This is a genomic window from Clostridium algoriphilum (assembly GCF_020443705.1).
GTDB classification, from domain to species: domain Bacteria; phylum Bacillota; class Clostridia; order Clostridiales; family Clostridiaceae; genus Clostridium_AD; species Clostridium_AD algoriphilum.
Genome location: NZ_JAIZZK010000002.1, coordinates 216,021 through 236,393 on the forward strand (window position 1 = coordinate 216,021; position 20,373 = coordinate 236,393).

The window sequence follows — 20,373 nt, forward strand, 5'->3', positions numbered from 1 at the left end:
ACTTTTAATCTTATAAAAGCCAGTAACTATTAGTTGCTGGCTTTTATTATTTAAAACTTAACATTTTTAACAAACAACACCAACATTTCATCTTAAAAACGTGTTATAATGTTACAAATGGTATGTAAAAATTTAGCATAAATTGAATTGATGGAAACGTTTATAATTCAAATATATACCATTTATACTTATCATCATATATAATTTATAATCGAAGGGGTTGTGCGAAAATGGAAAATAAAAAGTATATTTATCTTTTTAGCGAGGGTAATCGTTCAATGAAAAATCTTTTAGGTGGAAAAGGTGCAAATCTTGCAGATATGACGAGCCTTGGAATTCCAGTTCCACAAGGGTTTACAGTTACTACCGAAGCTTGTAATAAGTATTATGAGGATGGTCAATTAATAGCACCCGAAATCGTTAGTGATATTCATGCTAAAATGACTGAACTTGAAAACATCACAGGAAAGAAGTTTGGAAGTTTAGAAAATCCATTACTTGTATCAGTTCGATCTGGAGCAAGAGCATCAATGCCTGGCATGATGGATACAATCTTAAATCTTGGACTAAATGACGATACAGTAGAAGTTATGGCTAAAATAACAAATAACCCAAGATTTGCTTATGATTCTTACAGACGATTTATCCAAATGTTTGCCGACGTTGTAATGGACGTTGAAAAAAGAAACTTTGAAAATATGATGGATAAGATGAAAGAAGAAAAAGGCGTGAATTTTGATACAGAATTAGACGCTAATGATTTGAAAAAGTTAGTAAAACAATTTAAAGAATTTTATAAAGAAAATCAAGGTGAAGAATTCCCAAGTGACCCAAGAACTCAATTAATAGAGTCAATTTCTGCGGTATTTAGATCATGGGATAATCCTCGTGCTATTGTTTATAGAAGATTAAATGATATCCCAGGAGCATGGGGAACGGCAGTAAGCGTTCAAGAAATGGTGTTTGGTAACAAAGGTGAAACATCAGGAACGGGCGTTGCATTCTCAAGAAATCCATCAACTGGAGAAAAACAAATATTTGCTGAATACTTAATGAATGCACAAGGCGAAGACGTAGTTGCGGGAATAAGAACACCACAAGATATATCACAACTTAAAAAAGATATGCCAAAAGTATATGAGGAGTTCATGGTGATTGTAAATACTCTTGAAACACATAACAAAGATATGCAAGATATGGAGTTTACAATTGAAGATGGTAAATTATACTTTTTACAAACAAGGAATGGTAAGAGAACTGCACAAGCTGCATTGAAAATTGCTGTTGAACTTGTTGAAGAAGGAATGTTAACAAAAAAAGAAGCACTTATGAAGGTTGAACCAAAGCAACTAGATTCATTACTGCACCCTAACTTTGATGCAGCTGAATTAAAAAAATCTCAAGTAATAGCTAAAGGCTTACCTGCATCTCCTGGAGCAGCTTGTGGAAAAGTTTGCTTTACAGCGGAGGACGCAAAGTCTAAACATGAAGCTGGCAACCAAGTTATACTTGTAAGGCTTGAGACGTCGCCAGAGGACATTGAAGGCATGGTAGCTGCAGAAGGTATACTAACAGTAAGAGGCGGCATGACATCGCATGCTGCAGTTGTTGCAAGAGGTATGGGAACTTGTTGTGTTGCTGGATGTTCAGAAATTAAAGTTAATGAACAAGCTAAGAATTTCCAAATTGGAAAAACAATCTATCATGAAGGTGACTTTATTTCAATGGATGGGAGTACAGGAAATGTATATGCTGGAGTAATTAAAACAGTTGAGCCTGAGATAAACGGTTATTTTGAAATATTTATGGGTTGGGCTGATGAAGTAAGAAGCCTTAAAGTAAGAACCAATGCTGATACCCCAAAGGACACTGCACAAGCAGTTAAATATGGAGCTGAAGGCGTAGGCTTATGCAGAACAGAGCATATGTTCTTTGATACTGATAGAATAATAAGAATAAGAGAAATGATAGTTGCAAAAGATGAGGCGCAAAGAAGAGTAGCACTCGAGAAATTATTACCAATGCAAAGAGGGGATTTTGTAGGAATCTATGAAGAACTTAAAGAGAAACCAGCTACAATTAGATTTTTAGATCCACCTCTTCATGAATTTTTACCACATGCTGATGAGGACATAAAAGAATTAGCAAGTGATATGGGACTAAGTTTTGAAGAATTAAAAGCTACAGTTGAGGCATTACATGAAGTTAACCCAATGATGGGACATAGAGGATGTAGACTTGCAGTATCATACCCAGAGATAGCTGAGATGCAGACTAGAGCGGTAATTGAAGCTGCTATAGATGTTAAGACTAGAAAAGGATATAATATTGTTCCAGAAATAATGATTCCTTTAGTTGGTGAAATTAAAGAATTAAAATATGTTAAAGATATAGTAGTAAGAATAGCTGATGAAATTATAGCTGAAAAAGGCAGTGATTTAAAGTACATGGTTGGTACAATGATTGAAATACCAAGAGCTGCACTTACAGCTGATTTAATAGCAGAAGAAGCAGAGTTTTTCTCTTTTGGAACAAATGATTTAACACAAATGACTTTTGGATTTTCAAGAGACGATGCTGGAAGCTTCTTAAAAGATTACTATGATAAGAAAGTTTTCGAATTTGATCCATTCCAAAAATTAGATCAAGTTGGAGTAGGTAAACTTATAGAAATAGCTTCTGAACTTGGACGAAAAGTTCGTCCAAATATAAAACTCGGAATATGTGGAGAACACGGTGGAGACCCATCTTCCGTTGAATTCTGTCATAATGTAGGGCTTGATTATGTATCATGTTCACCGTTTAGAGTGCCAGTTGCAAGACTTGCAGCAGCTCAAGCGGAAATAAATAATCCAAGAAAAAAATAATTATTTCTCCCTATATATAATTAATAAAGTACAAGTAAAGCGCCGCTGGGTTACAGCGGCGTTTTACTTGTACTTACTATGTTATTATGAATTTATTTTAAAGTTATTTTAAATTTGTTTCCAATATAAGTTTGAAATTTATCTACAAAATCTAATTGATAATCATTTTTATTAGTTGCATTATGCAGCAAATTTAAGAATGCTTTTTTGTTGCACTTATTAATATTACTATAATAATCTCTTGATATTTTCCAGTACCTTTGTGGGAAAGATAAATAAACAAGAATATACTTATAATCATCAAAGGTTAAAGGTAGTATCGTATCATATAATTCTAAAAAACTTATCGCAAGCTTAAAATCCCATTTTGTACTGTCTCTTTTAAGTAGGCGCCTTAAAGAATAGGAAATATCATGGGCACAATAGTCATTTCTACATTTATCAAAATCAATTACCCATATCTCATTATTAGTGTCAAAGATAATGTTTTTATTAACATAGTCAAGATGACATAGCGATTTTGTAAGATTATCAAGATTAATATCATAAGCAATGTTTGCAGAAAACTTAGCAAGCTTACTACTTGAATTAAAATGTTCAAGATAGAGCCTTGAAAAGGCATCATTATATTTATAAGCTAAATTAGAATACTTAAGAAGGCTTTCATAGTGTTTATATATCGAAGTACTTAAAGGTTTATAGTCCTCTTTCGTTGAACTACCACATATGGGTTTAAAGTTAATACTTACTTTATGCATACTTGCAAGATTAGAACTGCATACTAGTACATGATCAATATTATCATAGTCGCATTTTATTCCATTAATCCAAGGGGTAAGTATAAATAGCATATTATTATAGTTTACAAATCTACTATTTGTATTTGTTGGAAGGATTCGAGGCACATTAATGTTGTTTCTATGCAACCATTCTATAGCTGAGTATACGAATAACAAATCTTTTATAGAATAATAAACTTTTTTTAAACAATAAGATTCATCGTAGTATTGTACTTTATATACAGCTCTTTGTTTATCAGTATCTTTAAATTTAATTTGTTTGATATCAGCATTGGTTAAGTTATATTGCGGTAAGATGTATTTTTTTACATTTTCTTCAGATAATAAATTTATGTTATTAAAGTCTTTAGCCGTAGATGGCATCCTAACACTCCTAAAAAATTATTACATTACTAGAATATTAATAAAATTTAAATATTATACGTTTAACATAAAAAAAGGGAAATTAATTTCATATGTAGAATACTAACTAATGTAACTTCAAAAAATAATGACCTTACTTACCAACTATTTAGTTTAAAAAGGTCTAAATTAAAGAAAAACATAATGATAGTAACTATAGTTTTGGATTTAGGAGGGAATTTATGAATATCCGCGAAAAAATAGAAGCTAATGAAGGGAAATTTATTATACAACATGGTGCTTTATCCATAAATTCAAAGGGCAGAAAAGAATTAGAGAATAAGGATGATATAAGAACATGTTATATGGTGGACAGAGATAGGATCATAAATTGTAAATCATTTAGAAGACTCAAGCATAAAACTCAAGTATACATAAAGACTAGTAGTGATCATTACAGAACAAGATTAACGCATACATTAGAAGTCGCGCAGATAGCAAAAACTATTGGGAAAGGTATAGGCTTAAATGAAGATTTGATAGAAGCTATAGCATTAGGTCATGACATAGGGCATGTACCTTTTGCTCATAATGGTGAAGAGGTACTTAATGATATTTTGCCTGGAGGGTTTAGGCACAACGAAAATAGCATTAGAGTGCTTACCAAAATAGAAAAACTAGGTGCGGGACTTAATTTAAGTGAAGAAGTACTAGATGGAATTCTTAACCACAGTGGTTTTTCCGAGATTTATGGAAAGGCGAAAACACTTGAAGGTCAAGTTGTTAGATATAGTGACAAGATTGCATATGTAAATCATGACATAGACGATTCTATAAGAGCAAAATTGTTAACAGAGGAAATGTTGCCCAAAGGTACTGTTAAAATATTGGGAGCAAATCATGGCATGCGAATAGATACTTTAGTTAAAGATTGTATTTATAATACTATAAATAATTTAGATAAAGGAAACATAGGGATATCTCTTAGTGAAAAAGTTGGAAGTGCATTAGGGGATTTAAGAAACTTTATGTTTGAAAATATATATAAAGGTGAAATTTTAAAGGAAGAAAGACAAAAAGCACAATTTGTGGTAACTAATGTATTTACTTATTACTTTAACAATCCACTTTCTATGCCTGACTTTTACAAAGATATAGTTAAGGAAGAAGGCCTACATACTGGGGTAGCTGATTATATCTCTGGCATGAGTGATGACTATTGTTTAATGCTTTTTAATAATATATATGTACCTAAATTTGTTGTTTATTAAATTATAAGAATAGAAAAATAAATATTTTAGAGTAATTTATAAAAAAATATAAAAAATAAAAATAAAAAAATAAATTTATTGAAGGAAATTTGTATTTTATAAAGAATATATTATAAGCAAACAAAATTATTATTAAAAAAAGATAAATTAAAGAAGGATAATAAACTTTTTTGTCGAATAAAAATATATTGTAGATTTATTTAAGTAAGGTGGTAATAATCTATTGATTGCTGAAGATGTCATCCGAAAAATAAAGGAACAAAATGATATTGTGGATGTAATATCTGAAAGAGTAAAACTTAAAAGGATAGGAAAAAATTATACTGGCCTTTGTCCTTTCCATAATGAGAAGAGTCCGTCATTTACTGTATCTGTGGAAAAACAAATTTATAAGTGTTTTGGATGTGGGGAAGCTGGGAATGTAATCAGTTATGTTATGAAGGATAGAAATGTAACTTTTCCTGAAGCAGCAAGGGTATTAGCTGAAAGAGCTAACATTAGTATAGATTTACACAATGATCAAAATAATGCACAACAAGACATGTACAAGAAAATGTACAAAATTAATGTAGAGGCGGCTAGGTATTTTTATAATAACTTAAGAAAGGATAAGAAGGCTGAAATATATTTCTCCAACAGAGGTATCACCGAAGGTACAATGAGAAAATTCGGTTTAGGGTTCTCTTTTGATAAATGGGATGGTTTGTTATTATACCTGAAAAGGAAGGGGTATTCCGAATTAGATTTATGTAATATAGGGTTAATTGTTAAAAGTCCTAAAGGATCTTATTACGATAGATTTAGAAATAGAATAATGTTTCCTGTGTTTGATTATAAAGGTAGTGTCATCGGATTTGGAGGAAGAGTTTTAGACGATTCAAAACCTAAATATTTAAATTCACCTGAGACACCATTATTTCATAAAGGATTAAACCTTTATGGACTGAATTTTGTAATAAAAAATAATAAATCTCGAACAATAATAATTGTAGAGGGATATATGGATTGTATTTCACTTCATCAATATGGATTCTCAAATGTCGTTGCGTCTCTTGGTACGGCACTTACTATTAATCAATCAAAACTATTGAAAAAACATGTTGACAAAGTTATTATTGCTTTTGATGCTGATTTTGCAGGTCAAGCTGCAACTATAAGGGGCCTAGAAATATTAAGAAGTGAAGGTTTTGATTTAAGAGTGTTAGTAGTTCCAAAGGGAAAAGATCCTGATGAATATATAAAGAACAATGGAAAAGAGGCTTTCCAAAAATTAGTGGATGATGCACTTCCTCTAATTGATTATAGGCTGAAAAGAGCAGGTGACGGAATAAATTTTGCGAATAGTGAAATGATAATACAGTATGTTAAAAAGGTTACTGAAATTATAGTAGACTTAGACCCTGTTGAAAAAGATGTGTATATAAAAAAGGCATCTGAAGAAACGGGCATTAAAGAACAAGCAATATATGACTTATTAAGCGGAGAAATTAACAAAAATTCAAAAAAAATGAAAAAAATGAATATACAACAGGATTTTGGACAAAAATTATATTTAGAGCCAGCTTATATTAAGGCTGAAAGAAATTTATTGAAATTTATGTTTATTAATGAAGAAAATTGTGATTATATTACAGAAAATATGTCTATTGAACAATTGGTAATTCAAAGCCATAAAAGTATATATTCATATATCGTTAAATGTAAAAGCTTACCATATGATGAAAAGATTAAAAATATTGAATTTATGTGTAATGATATAGAATGCACAAAAGAATGGATAAATACTATGGAAATTGAATTCTCTTTTGATGAAGAGGATCATAAAAGACTTATAAAGGACTGCATTAAACAACTGAAAAAATTCAAGTTAGAGGAGTCGAAAAAAGAAATTATGAATAATATCAAACAATTTGAATCAAAAGGCCTGCTAGAAGAATCTATTCAATTAGCTCAAAAACTTATAGAATTACAAAAGAATCTTAAACAGTTATAGTATTTAAGAAGGAGGTAATATGATGAAGGATAAAAGTTCAAAAATGGCTATAGTCAAAAAACTTATTGATAAAGGCAAGAAAAAGGGATCCTTGACTTATAAAGAAGTAATGGATGAACTTTATGAAATAGAGTTAAGCCCAGAACAAATAGAAAAAGTTTATGAAGTTCTAGAATCAATGGAGATAGAAGTTGTAGGAGATATGCATGCAAAAGCTGCACCTGCAACAGGAGCTCAAGCGGAAACCGAACCAGAAACAGAAGAACTTGATGTTAGTATACCAGAAGGTGTTTCTATAGATGACCCAGTTCGAATGTATTTAAAAGAAATCGGAAAAGTTTCATTATTATCATCAAGTGAGGAAATTGATCTTGCTAAAAGAAATGAAGAAGGAGATCTTGCAGCTAAGAAAAAATTAGCAGAGGCTAATTTAAGATTGGTAGTAAGTATAGCGAAGAGATATGTTGGACGTGGAATGTTGTTCCTAGATCTTATTCAGGAAGGTAATTTAGGACTAATAAAAGCTGTAGAAAAATATGATTATAGAAAAGGATTTAAATTCAGTACTTATGCTACTTGGTGGATTAGGCAGGCAATAACTAGAGCAATAGCTGATCAAGCTAGAACTATTAGGATACCTGTACATATGGTTGAAACTATTAATAAACTTATTAGAGTTTCAAGGCAACTACTACAAGAACTTGGACGTGAACCTCAACCAGATGAAGTTGCTGAAAAAATGGAAATGCCAGTTGGGAAAGTTAGAGAAATTATGAAAATTGCACAAGAGCCAGTGTCTCTTGAGACACCTATTGGTGAAGAGGAAGATAGTCATTTAGGAGATTTTATTCCAGATGATGATGCCTTAGCACCAGCTGAAGCTGCTGCATTCACAATGCTTAAAGAACAATTGATTAACGTTTTAGATACTTTGACTCCTAGAGAAGAGAAAGTTTTAAGATTAAGATTTGGACTAGATGACGGACGCGCAAGGACCCTTGAGGAAGTTGGAAAAGAGTTTAATGTAACAAGAGAGAGAATAAGGCAAATTGAGGCCAAGGCTTTACGTAAATTAAGACACCCAAGTAGAAGTAAAAAATTAAAAGATTATTTAGATTAGTACAGCTTTTTTGAAAGATGAGTACAGCTTTTTTTGAAAGATAAGTATAGCTTACTGCAGATAAGAACACCTTACTTAAGGTGTTCTTATCTCTTTGTGTAAAATTATGGAAAGATATTTACAAGCTAGATTTAAATATGCTATAATATGTTTTGAAGGTGATTAAATGGAAGATTATACAACAAAGCGAGGTCATGGGTTAGGGTTTATGTTACTGATGACTGCATTATACAATATATTAATTTTAATACTGCTGAAATTTACTAACTCATACATTGTAGATAATCTATTAAAGCTTTTATTGGTTTTTTGTAATTTATATCAAATATATTACATACTTTTGTTCGAATCACTTAAATGCACTTTTAATAATGAAAATCTTATGATTCATGCTATAGGGTCATTGAAGAAAGTAATTATACCATTAAAGGAAATTGAAGGATATACAACAACGACTGGAACTATTAAAGGTGTCAGGCTTTATGGAGTAGCTACGAGTAATTTTGCATTGGGCAAATTTGTAATTGATAAAATTGGGTTATCTAGAATGCTTGTTACAGATAATAAAAATATTTTTTACATTAAAACTAATAATATGAGTTATGCAATTTCTCCTCTAGAACATGAAAAATTTGAGGAAACATTAATATCTCGCCAAATAGAAAAAATAGAGTGGAGATATAAAGTGAATAATAGCTACAACCTCCATAAGGACAATCATTTCAGAATACCTTTTATGGTGGTTAGTGTAATAATACTAATTTTAACCCTAAACCCACTTATATTGTATTTACAAAATGGTATACCTAATGTTATGCCATTAAGTTTTGATGCCAAATTCAAACCAATAAAAATGGGGACAGGCCAACAATTTGCGTTTACCCAGATGGTTTATGGAGTATTAAATATGGCATTACTATTTTGTATGTATTATGCAAGCTATTTTTGTGCAAAATATGATAGAAAATCAGCATATAAATATATTTATGTATCATTAATTGTGGCAATATTATTTTTGATTATGCAGTTTAAAATATTAATTAACTTTAGATAAGGATGAAAATTATGGAACTTAGTATAAGATTGAAAACATTAGCAAGTATGATAGAACCATGCGTGAGTGCTATAGATGTAGGTACGGATCATGGGTATATCCCTATTTATTTAGTGAAGAATGGTGTAATAAAAAATGCTATTGCATCTGATGTAAATAGAGGACCTGTGGAGAAGGCTAAAAACAATATCGCTATTAATAATACGCAAGGGCAAATTAGTTGTAGACTCGGTAGTGGATTATCCACAGTTAAAAAGGGAGAAGTGGAGATTGCTATTATTGCAGGAATGGGTGGAAACTTAATAAGAGATATATTAGAAGATGACTTAGATGTTGTTAGAGAATTAAAATATGTAGTGCTCCAACCTGTTCAAAATGCAGAGGTTTTGAGAGAGTATTTATATAATAGGGGTTATGATATTCTTGATGAAGAAATCTGTTATGATGATGGTAAATATTATGAAATAATTAAAGCAAGGTATAATACTAAACCCTTAAAACTGGATTGTATATATTATGAAATAAGTAAAATATTATTAGATAAGAAACAAGGAGTTATGCAAAACTTTGTAGAAAATAAATTGCAGAAATATTTAAAGGTATATAATTCATTGAATGGGGATACAATTTTATCTAAAAGAAGAAAAGATCAGCTTTATATTATTACACACAAACTTAAGGAGTTTTTAAAATGTTTTTAAAGGTAAAAACTATTGAAAATATTATGCAAAAGATTGCTCCAACCAAACTAAAAGAGGATTATGATAATGTAGGACTAATGGTTGGGGACAAAGAGGATAGAGTTACAAAAATTTTGATTGCATTAGATTGTACAATGGACGTAATATATGAGGCAAAGGAAAAAGGGTGTAATTTCATATTGACTCATCACCCTCTTCTTTTCGTTAAACCTGAAACTATTACTGCAGACACTTTAATAGGTAAAAAAGTTATTCAGCTAATTAAAAATGGCATAAATGTATATGCAAGTCATACCAATTTAGATTCTGTTGAAGGTGGGTTAAATGATATTGCCACTGAAATTTTAGGATATAATAAATATAAAATTATTGAACCTTCAAAAAATATAAATTCTAATGAAGGTTATGCTGGAATTGGTAGATTAGTTCATTTGGATGAGCCTATTCGGCTTGCACAGTTATGTGAGAATGTAAAAAAATTCTATAGGGCGGAGTTTATAAGATATGTAGGTCATGATAATGACTTGATAAAAACTATTGCTATTATAAATGGCAGTGGTGAAGACTTTTTTCATGAAAGCATAAGGTTAGGAGCAGATTGCATTATTACAGGAGATACTAAATATCATGGTGCTTGTGATTTATTAGAGGAGAATGTAGCATTAATTGATGCTGGTCATTTCGCAACAGAATGGGTACCATTTAAAATGTTCGGAGAAAAGTTTAAAAACAATTTGGTTAAAAATGGATATGACAACGAAGTTATATTTTCTGAAAATACTTTTGATTCGTATAAAATCAAGTAATAGAAAAATACTATTTGCTTTTGTTTTAATAGTATGATATCATAAATCTTGCGAGTAAGCCAGACAATCGCTGCTGATTATTGCATGCAATAATCAGGAGAGGAAAGTCCGAGCTCCACAGGGCAGGGTGCTGGGTAATCCCCAGTGAAGGCGACTTTAAGGAAAGTGCAACAGAGATATACCGCTAAAGGTGTTCTGAAAGTTTAGTTTACTAAGTTTTTAGGATATACTAGCAAGGATGGAAAGGCGAGGTAAGAGCTCACCAGCGCACTGGCGACTTTGCGGCTATGTAAACCCCACTTGGAGCAAGATCGAATAGGAGAACATTTTGGGGCGGCCCGTCTCGTTCTCGGGTGTATCGCTTGAGCTTATTGGTAACAATAGGCCTAGATAGATGATTGTCTAATACAGGACTCGGCTTATAGGTTTAGTCGCATCAAATGTAAAAAGTACTCACTTTATAGTGAGTTTTTTTATTTTATAGAAATATATTGATACAAAAACAGGATAGCATATCTATGCTATCCTGTTTTTGTATTAGTAATTTAAAAATAGGGAATTATATTATCATTAAAATTTTATAATTGATATATGCGTTATATTCGTTAATTTAATTATATAATAAAAAAATTAAAACATTTTTATTGCCAAATACACTACTAAAATAGGACAATATATATTATAATCTTAATATAACGAATTATATAAGAAATTTAATGCGTAATATTCGTATATAATTTAACTTTTGGAGGTATTATTCATGGAAAATAAGATATATAGGTTATATGTAGAGAAAAAAGCGAACTATGATATTGAAGGTGAAAAAATACTAAAAGACATAAAAACAAATCTAGGCATAATGAGCTTAGAGGGACTTAGATTAGTTAGTAGATATGATATTATGGGAATTTCAAAAGAGCAATACCTTATGTCAAGGAATACAATATTTTCAGAGCCAACAGTAGATAAGGTTTATGATGAAGAATTAGAAATTAAAAGCTCTGATACAGTATTCGCTATTGAATTTTTACCAGGACAATACGATCAGAGAGCAGATTCAGCTTCTCAATGCATACAAATTTTAACTCAAAGCGACAAACATATAGTTAAAACTGCAAGACTTATAATATTAAAGGGAAATATTACTGACAGAGAATTAGATAAAATTAAAGGGTATTGCATAAATGCCGTAGATTCTAGAGAAGCAGATTTAAATAAACAGAAGGATTTACAGCAGAACTTTACAGAACCGAATCAGGTAAGAATAATAGAATCTTTTACTAACATGAACGATGCGGAGTTAACAGAGTTCTTAAAAAGTAATGGGCTTGCTATGAGTTTTGAGGATCTACAATATTGCAGAGAATATTTTAGAGAAACTGAAAAGAGAAATCCAACTATAACAGAGATAAAAGTTATAGATACATATTGGTCAGATCATTGCAGACATACAACATTTAATACTGTAATTGAGGATGTGTGCATTGAAGAAGGAAAATATTCTAAACCAATTAAGATGGCTTATAAGGAATACTTAGACACTAGAGATTTTGTTTATGGTCAAACGAGTCGAGATGTTACATTAATGGATATGGCTATTATTGGTCTGAAAGATCTAAGAAAAAAAGGAAAATTAAAGGACCTTGATGTTTCTGATGAGATTAATGCTTGCAGCATAGTAGTTACCGCAAACATAGATGGAGAGAAAGAAAAGTGGCTAGTAATGTTTAAAAATGAAACCCATAACCATCCTACTGAGATAGAACCTTTTGGTGGTGCAGCCACTTGCCTTGGAGGATCAATAAGAGATCCATTATCAGGTAGAAGTTATGTGTATCAGGCAATGCGTGTTACAGGATCAGGTGACCCAAGGACGAAAGTTTCGGATACTATTAAAGGTAAACTTCCACAACGAAAAATTACTCTTGAAGCTGCTCATGGATTTAGTTCTTATGGAAATCAAATAGGTCTTGCAACAGGACTCGTATCTGAGGTTTATGATGAAGATTTTGTTGCTAAGAGAATGGAAGTAGGAGCAGTTATTGGAGCAGCACCTTTCGCGAATGTAGTAAGAGAGAAGCCTTTAGCCTCAGACGTAGTTATACTTCTTGGAGGTAGAACAGGTCGAGATGGATGTGGAGGAGCTACTGGGTCATCTAAGACACATAGCGAAAGCTCAATTCTAACTTCAGGCGCAGAGATACAAAAGGGTAATGCACCTACAGAGAGAAAAATACAAAGACTATTTAGAAATCCTAGTGTTACGACCCTTATAAAGAGATGTAATGATTTTGGTGCAGGTGGTGTGTCGGTAGCTATTGGCGAACTCGCAGATGCACTTATAATTAACTTAGACAAAGTTACTAAAAAATATGATGGACTAGATGGAACAGAGCTCGCTATATCAGAATCCCAAGAACGTATGGCTGTTGTTGTTAGGCGTGAAGATTCTGCTGAATTTATAAAACTATCAGAAGAAGAGAACTTAGAGGCCGTAGAGGTTGCACAGATAACTGATGATGATAGACTTAAAATGGTATGGAAGGGAAAAACAATTGTTGATGTAAGTAGAACTTTCTTAGATACAAACGGAGTAAAGCAGCACAGTAATGTAAAAGTTGCAGCACCTAAAGAGGATGAATACTATTTTTCAAAAGACATAAAAGAAAATTTAGGTAAGAAAAAATCTATAAAAGAATTATGGAACTCTACGTTATCAGACTTAAATGTCTGCAGTAAAAGAGGTTTAGCGCAGAGATTTGATAGTACTATAGGAGCGGGATCTGTCTTAATGCCTTTTGGTGGTAAATATCAAAAGACACCAATTCAGTCTATGATAGCAAAGCTTCCTGTACTTCGAGGAGATACAAATACTGGCACAATGATGTCATATGGGTATAATCCAAAACTAGCTAAATGGAGTCCTTTCCATGGAGCTGCTTATGCAGTAATAGATTCTGTTACAAAGTTAGTGTCTAGTGGAGCTGATTATGAAAATATTAAACTAACATTTCAAGAATACTTTGAAAAATTGTCAAAAGAGCCTTATAAGTGGGGTAAACCATTTTCAGCACTCCTAGGAGCTTTCCGTGTACAGAAAGAATTTAGCATAGCAGCTATTGGCGGAAAAGATAGTATGTCAGGAACGTTTAATGAAATGAATGTACCACCAACACTTGTATCATTTGCAGTAGACGTTATAAATACAGATAAGGTTATTTCTCCAGAGTTTAAAAAAGGAGATAGTCAGGTCGTTCTAATTCATTCAAATATTTGCGAAGATGGACTACCTGATTTTGAAAAACTTCGACAAAATTATAAATTAGTAAAGGCGTTAATAGAGAGTGGCAAGGCATTATCAACCTATGCAGTAGGAATGGGAGGTCTCGCAGAGGCTATATCTAAGATGTGCTTTGGTAATAAAATAGGATTTGCTTTTGCAAGTGACATTCAGGCAGAAGACATATTTAAAGAGGATTACGGTAGTATAGTAATGGAAGTAAATAAGGACTCAATTAGTAATCTGATTAAAGAAAACTTGAATATTAAGGTGCTAGGCCATACGGAAGTAGAACCATTTATAAAAGTATTAGGAGAAACTATTGCTCTAGAAGATGCTCTAAGTAATTGGGAGAAGACTTTAGAAAGTGTATTTAGTACAAAAACAGATAGTCCTAAAGTAAACAGTAAAGATGAAAAAAGCTACGCAAGCGTCCCAAACTCAAAGATTATATCAACTCGTGCAATTAAAATTGCAACTCCTGCAATTAAGATAGCAAAGCCTAGAGTTATAATTCCTGTGTTCCCAGGAACTAACTGTGAGTATGATTCTATGAGAGCTTTTGAGAAGGCTGGAGCTGAAGTTGAAATTATGGTATTAAATAATTTATCAGCTAAGCATATTGAAGAATCAATAAAGAGTATAGCGGATAAAATAAAGAATTCTCAAATTGTTATGCTTCCAGGTGGATTTAGTGCTGGTGATGAACCAGATGGTTCTGGTAAATTTATAGCAACATTTTTTAGAAATCCTATAATACGTGAAAGTATTAATGAGTTATTAGGAAATAGAGATGGATTAATGCTGGGAATATGCAATGGCTTTCAAGCTCTAATTAAGCTTGGGTTACTTCCATACGGAAAAATAACTGATATAACTGAAAATAGCCCAACCTTAACATATAATGAAATTGGAAGACACGTATCATGTATGGTGCAAACTAAAGTAGTTTCAACGATTTCTCCTTGGCTACATAATTTAAAAGTTGGAGATATTCATACCATCCCAGTATCACACGGAGAAGGTAGATTTGTAGCAAACGACGATGTAATTAAGAAACTATTCGCAGACGGCCAAGTAGCTACTCAATATGTAGACTTTGACGGAACTCCAAGTTATGATATAAATTTTAATCCAAATGGCTCAATCAATGCTATTGAAGGAATTACTAGTCTTGATGGAAGAATTTTTGGTAAGATGGGTCATTCTGAAAGAGTTGGCTTAAATGTTGGAGTGAATATTAGTGGTAATAAGGATCAAAAATTATTTGAAGCAGGAGTAAACTACTTTAAATAAAATAATTAAATATAATTAATGAAAAAGATATTGTTCGTAATGTATAAAATGGTGCAGATAATTCATCTCCATCTTTGAAATACGAACAATATCTTTGAACTTGATAGCTAATTGTATATATGTAGCTACAAACACGAACAATAATATTAATATAATTATTAATGTATTGACTTAGCAAAAAATAGATGTTAACATTAACTTATAATATAACATATAAATGAATAATTAGTTCATCGATATATTTCTAGGAATATGGCCTAGAAGTTTCTACGAGAGGCCGTCAACTTCTCACTATTGTTGAATCTTGAATTGACCTTATAAAAGGTGATAAATATACTATTAATTCAAGATTACACCAATAGATTAATATTTTATGGTGTAATCTTTTTTTTATTGGCAATTATAAAAGTTAAATACTTATTTCAATAGGAGGTAAAAAATGAAAGTAGGAATTATTTTTGGAAGTAAATCTGATAAAGACATAATGAAAAATGCTGCAGTGGCACTTAAAGAATTTGGAGTGGATTACGAAGTACATATTCTTTCAGCGCACAGGGTACCAGAAAGATTAACAGAGGTAATAAAAGAAATGGAAAATAGCGGGGTAGGATGCATTATAGCAGGAGCAGGCCTTGCTGCACATCTTCCTGGCGTAATTGCCTCTCAGACGATATTACCAGTGATTGGAGTGCCTATTAAGGCTGCACTCGGAGGCATTGACTCACTACTTTCAATTGTTCAAATGCCAAAAGCTATTCCTGTAGCTACTGTTGGTATTAATAATAGTTATAATGCTGGAATGCTAGCAGTACAAATTTTATCTCTTAAATACTTAGAACTTAAAAATAAATTGATTACATATAGAAAAGAAATGAAAGAAAAATTTATATCAGAGAATGAAGTTAATATCGAACTTTAGAATTAAATCTAGACATAAGTTTATAAATTAAAATACTAAGGAGTGGTTATAAATGGGAGATTCAGTATTATTATATGAGGGAAAAGCAAAAAAAATGTTCAGTACAGATAATAAGGATGAAATAAGAGTATATTTTAAAGATGATGCAACAGCATTTAATGGTGTTAAAAAGGCACAAATTGATAAAAAAGGAGTATTAAATAACAGTATAACTACTATGTTATATGAATTATTAGAAAAAAAGGGTATAAAAACTCATTTTATTAAAAAGATAAGTGATAGAGAACAATTATGCAAAAAGGTTGAAATAGTGCCTCTAGAAGTAATTGTAAGAAATGTAGCTGCTGGTAGTATGGCAAAACGTTACGGAATAGAAGAAGGAACTAAGCTAAAAACAACAGTGTTTGAACTAAGTTACAAAAATGATGAATTAGGTGACCCACTAATAAACGATTCTCATTCAGTAGCTATGGGGCTTGCCACTCCTCAAGAATTAGCAGATATATATGAAATGGCATCTAAAATAAATGATATATTAAAGGAACTTTTCTTAAAACAAGATATTAATCTAATAGATTTCAAAATAGAATTTGGAAGATTTAACGGCGAAATAATTTTAGCAGATGAGATATCACCAGATACTTGCAGATTTTGGGATGTTAAAACCGGGGAAAAATTAGATAAAGATAGATTTAGAAGAGATTTAGGTAATGTTACAGAAGCATATGAGGAAATATTAAGTAGAATTACTAAGAAATAAGAAACAAGTGTAAATGAAAAAATATAGGGAAAAATAAAAAGGAGGAATAACTTTGAATAAAGTTGATGAATTGGACGAAATACTCATTGATGATCAAGATAAGTTTAAAGATGAATGCGGTGTTTTTGGTATTTTTGCGCAAGACAAAGACTTGGATGTTGCAACACTAACTTATTACGGACTTTATGCTTTGCAGCATAGGGGAGAAGAAAGTGCTGGTATAGTTTATTCTGATGGGGTTACACTTACTTGCGAAAAAGCTATGGGTCTTGTATGTGATGTATTCAACAAGGAAATGATTAAAGAAATGAAGGGTCACGCTGCTATTGGACACGTTAGATATTCAACTACAGGATCTAGTGAAGTGAAAAATGCACAGCCCCTTTTAAGTAAATCCAAACTAGGTGACATAGCTATAGCGCATAATGGTAATTTAGTAAATGCAGAAGTTATCAGAGAGTTACTTGAGGATTGCGGCTACATGTTTCAAACATCAATAGATTCAGAAGTAATACTTAACCTAATTGCTAGAGGTGCCAAAAAAGGCATGGAAAAGGCTGTAGTAGATGCAATACAAGCTGTTAAAGGTTCTTATGGAATAGTTATGCTTACAAAGGATAAACTAATAGGCGTTAGAGATCAGAACGGTATTAGACCACTTTGCATAGGTAAAATAGGCAACAGTTATGTTATTGCATCAGAAAGTTGCGCTCTCGATGCAGTAGGTGCAGACTTTTTAAGAGATGTTGAGCCTGGTGAGATAGTAATAATAGATGAAACTGGACTGCAATCTATTAATTTTGCTGAGAAAACTAAAAATGCAACTTGTTCTTTTGAATATATATATTTTGCAAGACCGGACAGTACTATTGATGGAATAAATGTGTACGCTTCAAGAGTAGCGGCTGGAGAACAGCTATTTAAAGAATCTCCAGTAGACGCAGATATGGTTATAGGAGTTCCAGATTCAGGCCTGGCTTCAGCAATAGGTTATTCTAAGATTTCAGGAATACCTTTTGGTATAGGTCTTGTAAAAAACAGATATGTAGGAAGAACCTTTATAAGCCCAACTCAAGAAATTCGTGAAAAAGCAGTTTCTGTAAAATTAAATGCTCTAAAAATAAATGTAGAAGGTAAAAGAGTTATTTTAATAGATGATTCAATAGTTAGAGGAACCACTAGCAAAAGATTAGTTGATATATTAAAAAAAGCTGGAGCAACAGAAGTCCATTTTAGGGTTTGTTCACCAGTAGTAAAATATCCTTGTTATTTTGGAATAGATACACCTTATAGAAAAGATTTAATTGGTTCTAATATTAGTGTTGAGGAAATTAGAGAAGAGATAGGTGCAGATAGCCTTGGATATCTAAGCATAGATGGACTACTTAAAACACTGGGTCATAAAGAATTTTGTCTAGGTTGTTTTAACGGAACATATCCAGTATCAGCTCCATACGAAACTGAGAAAGAAAAATTAGGAAGGTAGGGGACACTTATGATAACTTATAAAGATGCAGGTGTTAATATTGAAGAAGGATACAAATCAGTAAAGCTTATAAAAGAATACGCAGCAGCCACATTTACAAAGGGTGTTTTAAATCATTTAGGTAGTTTTGCTGGTATGTTTGAAATAGGAGAAGGTTACAAAAATCCTATTTTAGTTTCTGGTACTGACGGTGTAGGCACAAAACTCGATATAGCATTTAGAATGAAAAAATATGACACTGTAGGAATTGACTGTGTTGCTATGTGCGTTAATGATGTCCTTTGCCATGGTGCAAAACCACTTTTCTTTTTAGATTATATTGCTTGTGGTAAATTAGATTCTAGAGTATCAGCTCAACTTGTAAAAGGTGTGTCAGATGGATGTGTTCAGTCTAATTGCGCACTAATAGGTGGAGAAACTGCAGAAATGCCAGGTTTTTATAGAGACGGAGAATATGATATGGCAGGTTTTACAGTTGGAATAGTTGATAAGCATAAGATAATTGATGGTTCTAAGATTAAAGATGGATATTCACTTATAGGAATTGAATCGTCAGGGCTTCATAGTAATGGATATTCCTTAGTTAGAAAATTAATACCAAACTTGGATGAAGATTTTAATGGAGATAAGATTGGTAAAACTCTTTTAGCCCCAACAAAAATTTATGTAAAAACTATATTAAGCCTTTTGGATAAATTTGATATAAAGGGTATGGCTCATATAACTGGTGGTGGCTTTTATGAAAACATACCAAGAATGTTTAATGGAGCTTTTACAGCAGTAGTCGATAAAAATAGTTTTAATGTACCTGACATCTGTAAACATCTTATGTCACTTGGGGTAACCGAGGAGCATATGTTTAATACATATAATATGGGAATAGGATATGTACTATGTGTTGAAGATAAGGATTGCTTAAAAGTTATAAAGAGTATTAATGATTTAGGGGATAAAGCATATAAAATTGGTCATGTTGAAGCCGGGGGTGCAGGAGTTTGCTTAAAATAGCCGTATTAGTCTCAGGAAGCGGAAGCAACCTTCAAGCTATAATAGATAATATAGAAAGTGGATACTTAAACTGCTCTATAGAAGCTGTAATTAGTGATAAAAAAGATGCATATGGCATAGATAGGGCAAAAGCTAAAGATATAAAAACATACATATTAGATAGAAAACAGCTAGGAATTAACATTTCAAGTGAAATACTAAAAATTTTAGATGGAAAAGTAGATTTAATAGTACTCGCTGGTTTTTTATCTATTCTTCAAGGTGAACTTCTTCATGTATTTAAAAATAAAATTATAAATATACATCCAGCACTTATCCCATGTTTTTGTGGTGGCGGTATGTATGGAATGAAAGTTCATGAGAAAGCTATAGAATATGGGGTTAAAGTTTCAGGATGTACTGTCCATTTCGTAGATGAAGGTACAGATTCAGGACCAATAATAATTCAAAAGGTTGTAGATGTCTATAGTACTGATACAGCAAAAGACTTACAACTTAGAGTGCTTAAGCAAGAACATAAGGCACTTTCCGAAGCTATTAAATATATAAGCGACGGAAGAATAACAATTAAAGGAAGAAAAGTACTAGGTATATAATATAAATAACAAGTAAGAGATGCTAGAATGCTTGCTTGTTATATATTTGAATTTGCATTATATATGAGAGGTGG

At 31.8% G+C, this 20,373-nt stretch carries 14 protein-coding genes, 1 other RNA gene and 1 riboswitch; of the genes, 14 read left to right on the top strand and 1 reads right to left on the bottom strand.

Annotated elements, in window-relative coordinates:
• Positions 1-230: 230 nt before the first annotated feature.
• The gene (gene ppdK / locus LGK95_RS03325) at positions 231-2,867 is read left to right on the top strand and encodes a pyruvate, phosphate dikinase (protein WP_226122210.1); all 2,637 of its coding nucleotides are present in this window, start codon (positions 231-233) and stop codon (positions 2,865-2,867) included.
• A gap of 92 nt (positions 2,868-2,959) precedes the next feature.
• Here ppdK and LGK95_RS03330 read toward each other — a convergent pair whose 3' ends face one another.
• The gene (locus LGK95_RS03330; RefSeq protein ID WP_226122212.1) at positions 2,960-4,030 is read right to left on the bottom strand and encodes a CotS family spore coat protein; all 1,071 of its coding nucleotides are present in this window, start codon (positions 4,028-4,030) and stop codon (positions 2,960-2,962) included.
• A 221-nt stretch (positions 4,031-4,251) separates the two neighbouring features.
• Here LGK95_RS03330 and LGK95_RS03335 point away from each other — a divergent pair, with 221 nt between their 5' ends.
• The 13 genes from LGK95_RS03335 to purN all read left to right on the top strand — a co-directional run bounded on the left by LGK95_RS03335 (position 4,252) and on the right by purN (position 20,299).
• Positions 4,252-5,280 carry a deoxyguanosinetriphosphate triphosphohydrolase gene (locus LGK95_RS03335; RefSeq protein ID WP_226122214.1) on the top strand — a complete coding sequence of 343 codons (1,029 nt, stop codon included), beginning with the start codon at positions 4,252-4,254 and terminating at the stop codon, positions 5,278-5,280.
• A gap of 223 nt (positions 5,281-5,503) precedes the next feature.
• On the top strand, positions 5,504-7,273 hold the full coding sequence (gene dnaG / locus LGK95_RS03340) for a DNA primase (RefSeq protein WP_226122216.1): 1,770 nt from the start codon (positions 5,504-5,506) through the stop codon (positions 7,271-7,273).
• A 22-nt stretch (positions 7,274-7,295) separates the two neighbouring features.
• Positions 7,296-8,393, top strand: a complete 1,098-nt coding sequence (gene rpoD, locus LGK95_RS03345) for an RNA polymerase sigma factor RpoD (RefSeq protein WP_226122218.1) — start codon at positions 7,296-7,298, stop codon at positions 8,391-8,393.
• A 166-nt stretch (positions 8,394-8,559) separates the two neighbouring features.
• On the top strand, positions 8,560-9,447 hold the full coding sequence (locus LGK95_RS03350) for a PH domain-containing protein (protein ID WP_226122221.1): 888 nt from the start codon (positions 8,560-8,562) through the stop codon (positions 9,445-9,447).
• Positions 9,448-9,458: 11 nt separating this feature from the next.
• The gene (locus LGK95_RS03355) at positions 9,459-10,148 is read left to right on the top strand and encodes a tRNA (adenine(22)-N(1))-methyltransferase (protein WP_226122222.1); all 690 of its coding nucleotides are present in this window, start codon (positions 9,459-9,461) and stop codon (positions 10,146-10,148) included.
• On the top strand, positions 10,139-10,954 hold the full coding sequence (locus LGK95_RS03360; protein ID WP_226122224.1) for a Nif3-like dinuclear metal center hexameric protein: 816 nt from the start codon (positions 10,139-10,141) through the stop codon (positions 10,952-10,954). Before LGK95_RS03355 ends, LGK95_RS03360 begins: the two co-directional genes overlap by 10 nt.
• 51 nt (positions 10,955-11,005) lie before the next feature.
• Positions 11,006-11,392, top strand: an RNA gene (gene rnpB / locus LGK95_RS03365) — RNase P RNA component class A.
• A gap of 322 nt (positions 11,393-11,714) precedes the next feature.
• Positions 11,715-15,530 (top strand): phosphoribosylformylglycinamidine synthase, encoded by a 3,816-nt coding sequence (locus LGK95_RS03370; protein ID WP_226122226.1) that lies wholly within the window; start codon positions 11,715-11,717, stop codon positions 15,528-15,530.
• A gap of 214 nt (positions 15,531-15,744) precedes the next feature.
• A riboswitch (purine riboswitch) is annotated at positions 15,745-15,844 on the top strand.
• Positions 15,845-15,969: 125 nt separating this feature from the next.
• The gene (purE, locus tag LGK95_RS03375) at positions 15,970-16,449 is read left to right on the top strand and encodes a 5-(carboxyamino)imidazole ribonucleotide mutase (RefSeq protein ID WP_226122228.1); all 480 of its coding nucleotides are present in this window, start codon (positions 15,970-15,972) and stop codon (positions 16,447-16,449) included.
• 52 nt (positions 16,450-16,501) lie between these two features.
• Entirely contained in the window at positions 16,502-17,209 is a 708-nt protein-coding gene (gene purC / locus LGK95_RS03380; RefSeq protein WP_226122230.1) for a phosphoribosylaminoimidazolesuccinocarboxamide synthase, read from the top strand.
• 52 nt (positions 17,210-17,261) lie between these two features.
• Positions 17,262-18,695 (top strand): amidophosphoribosyltransferase, encoded by a 1,434-nt coding sequence (gene purF, locus LGK95_RS03385; protein WP_226122231.1) that lies wholly within the window; start codon positions 17,262-17,264, stop codon positions 18,693-18,695.
• A gap of 9 nt (positions 18,696-18,704) precedes the next feature.
• Positions 18,705-19,703 (top strand): phosphoribosylformylglycinamidine cyclo-ligase, encoded by a 999-nt coding sequence (gene purM / locus LGK95_RS03390; protein WP_226122233.1) that lies wholly within the window; start codon positions 18,705-18,707, stop codon positions 19,701-19,703.
• Positions 19,691-20,299, top strand: coding sequence for a phosphoribosylglycinamide formyltransferase (gene purN / locus LGK95_RS03395; protein WP_226122234.1), 609 nt, complete (start codon positions 19,691-19,693; stop codon positions 20,297-20,299). Before purM ends, purN begins: the two co-directional genes overlap by 13 nt.
• Positions 20,300-20,373: the final 74 nt, after the last annotated feature.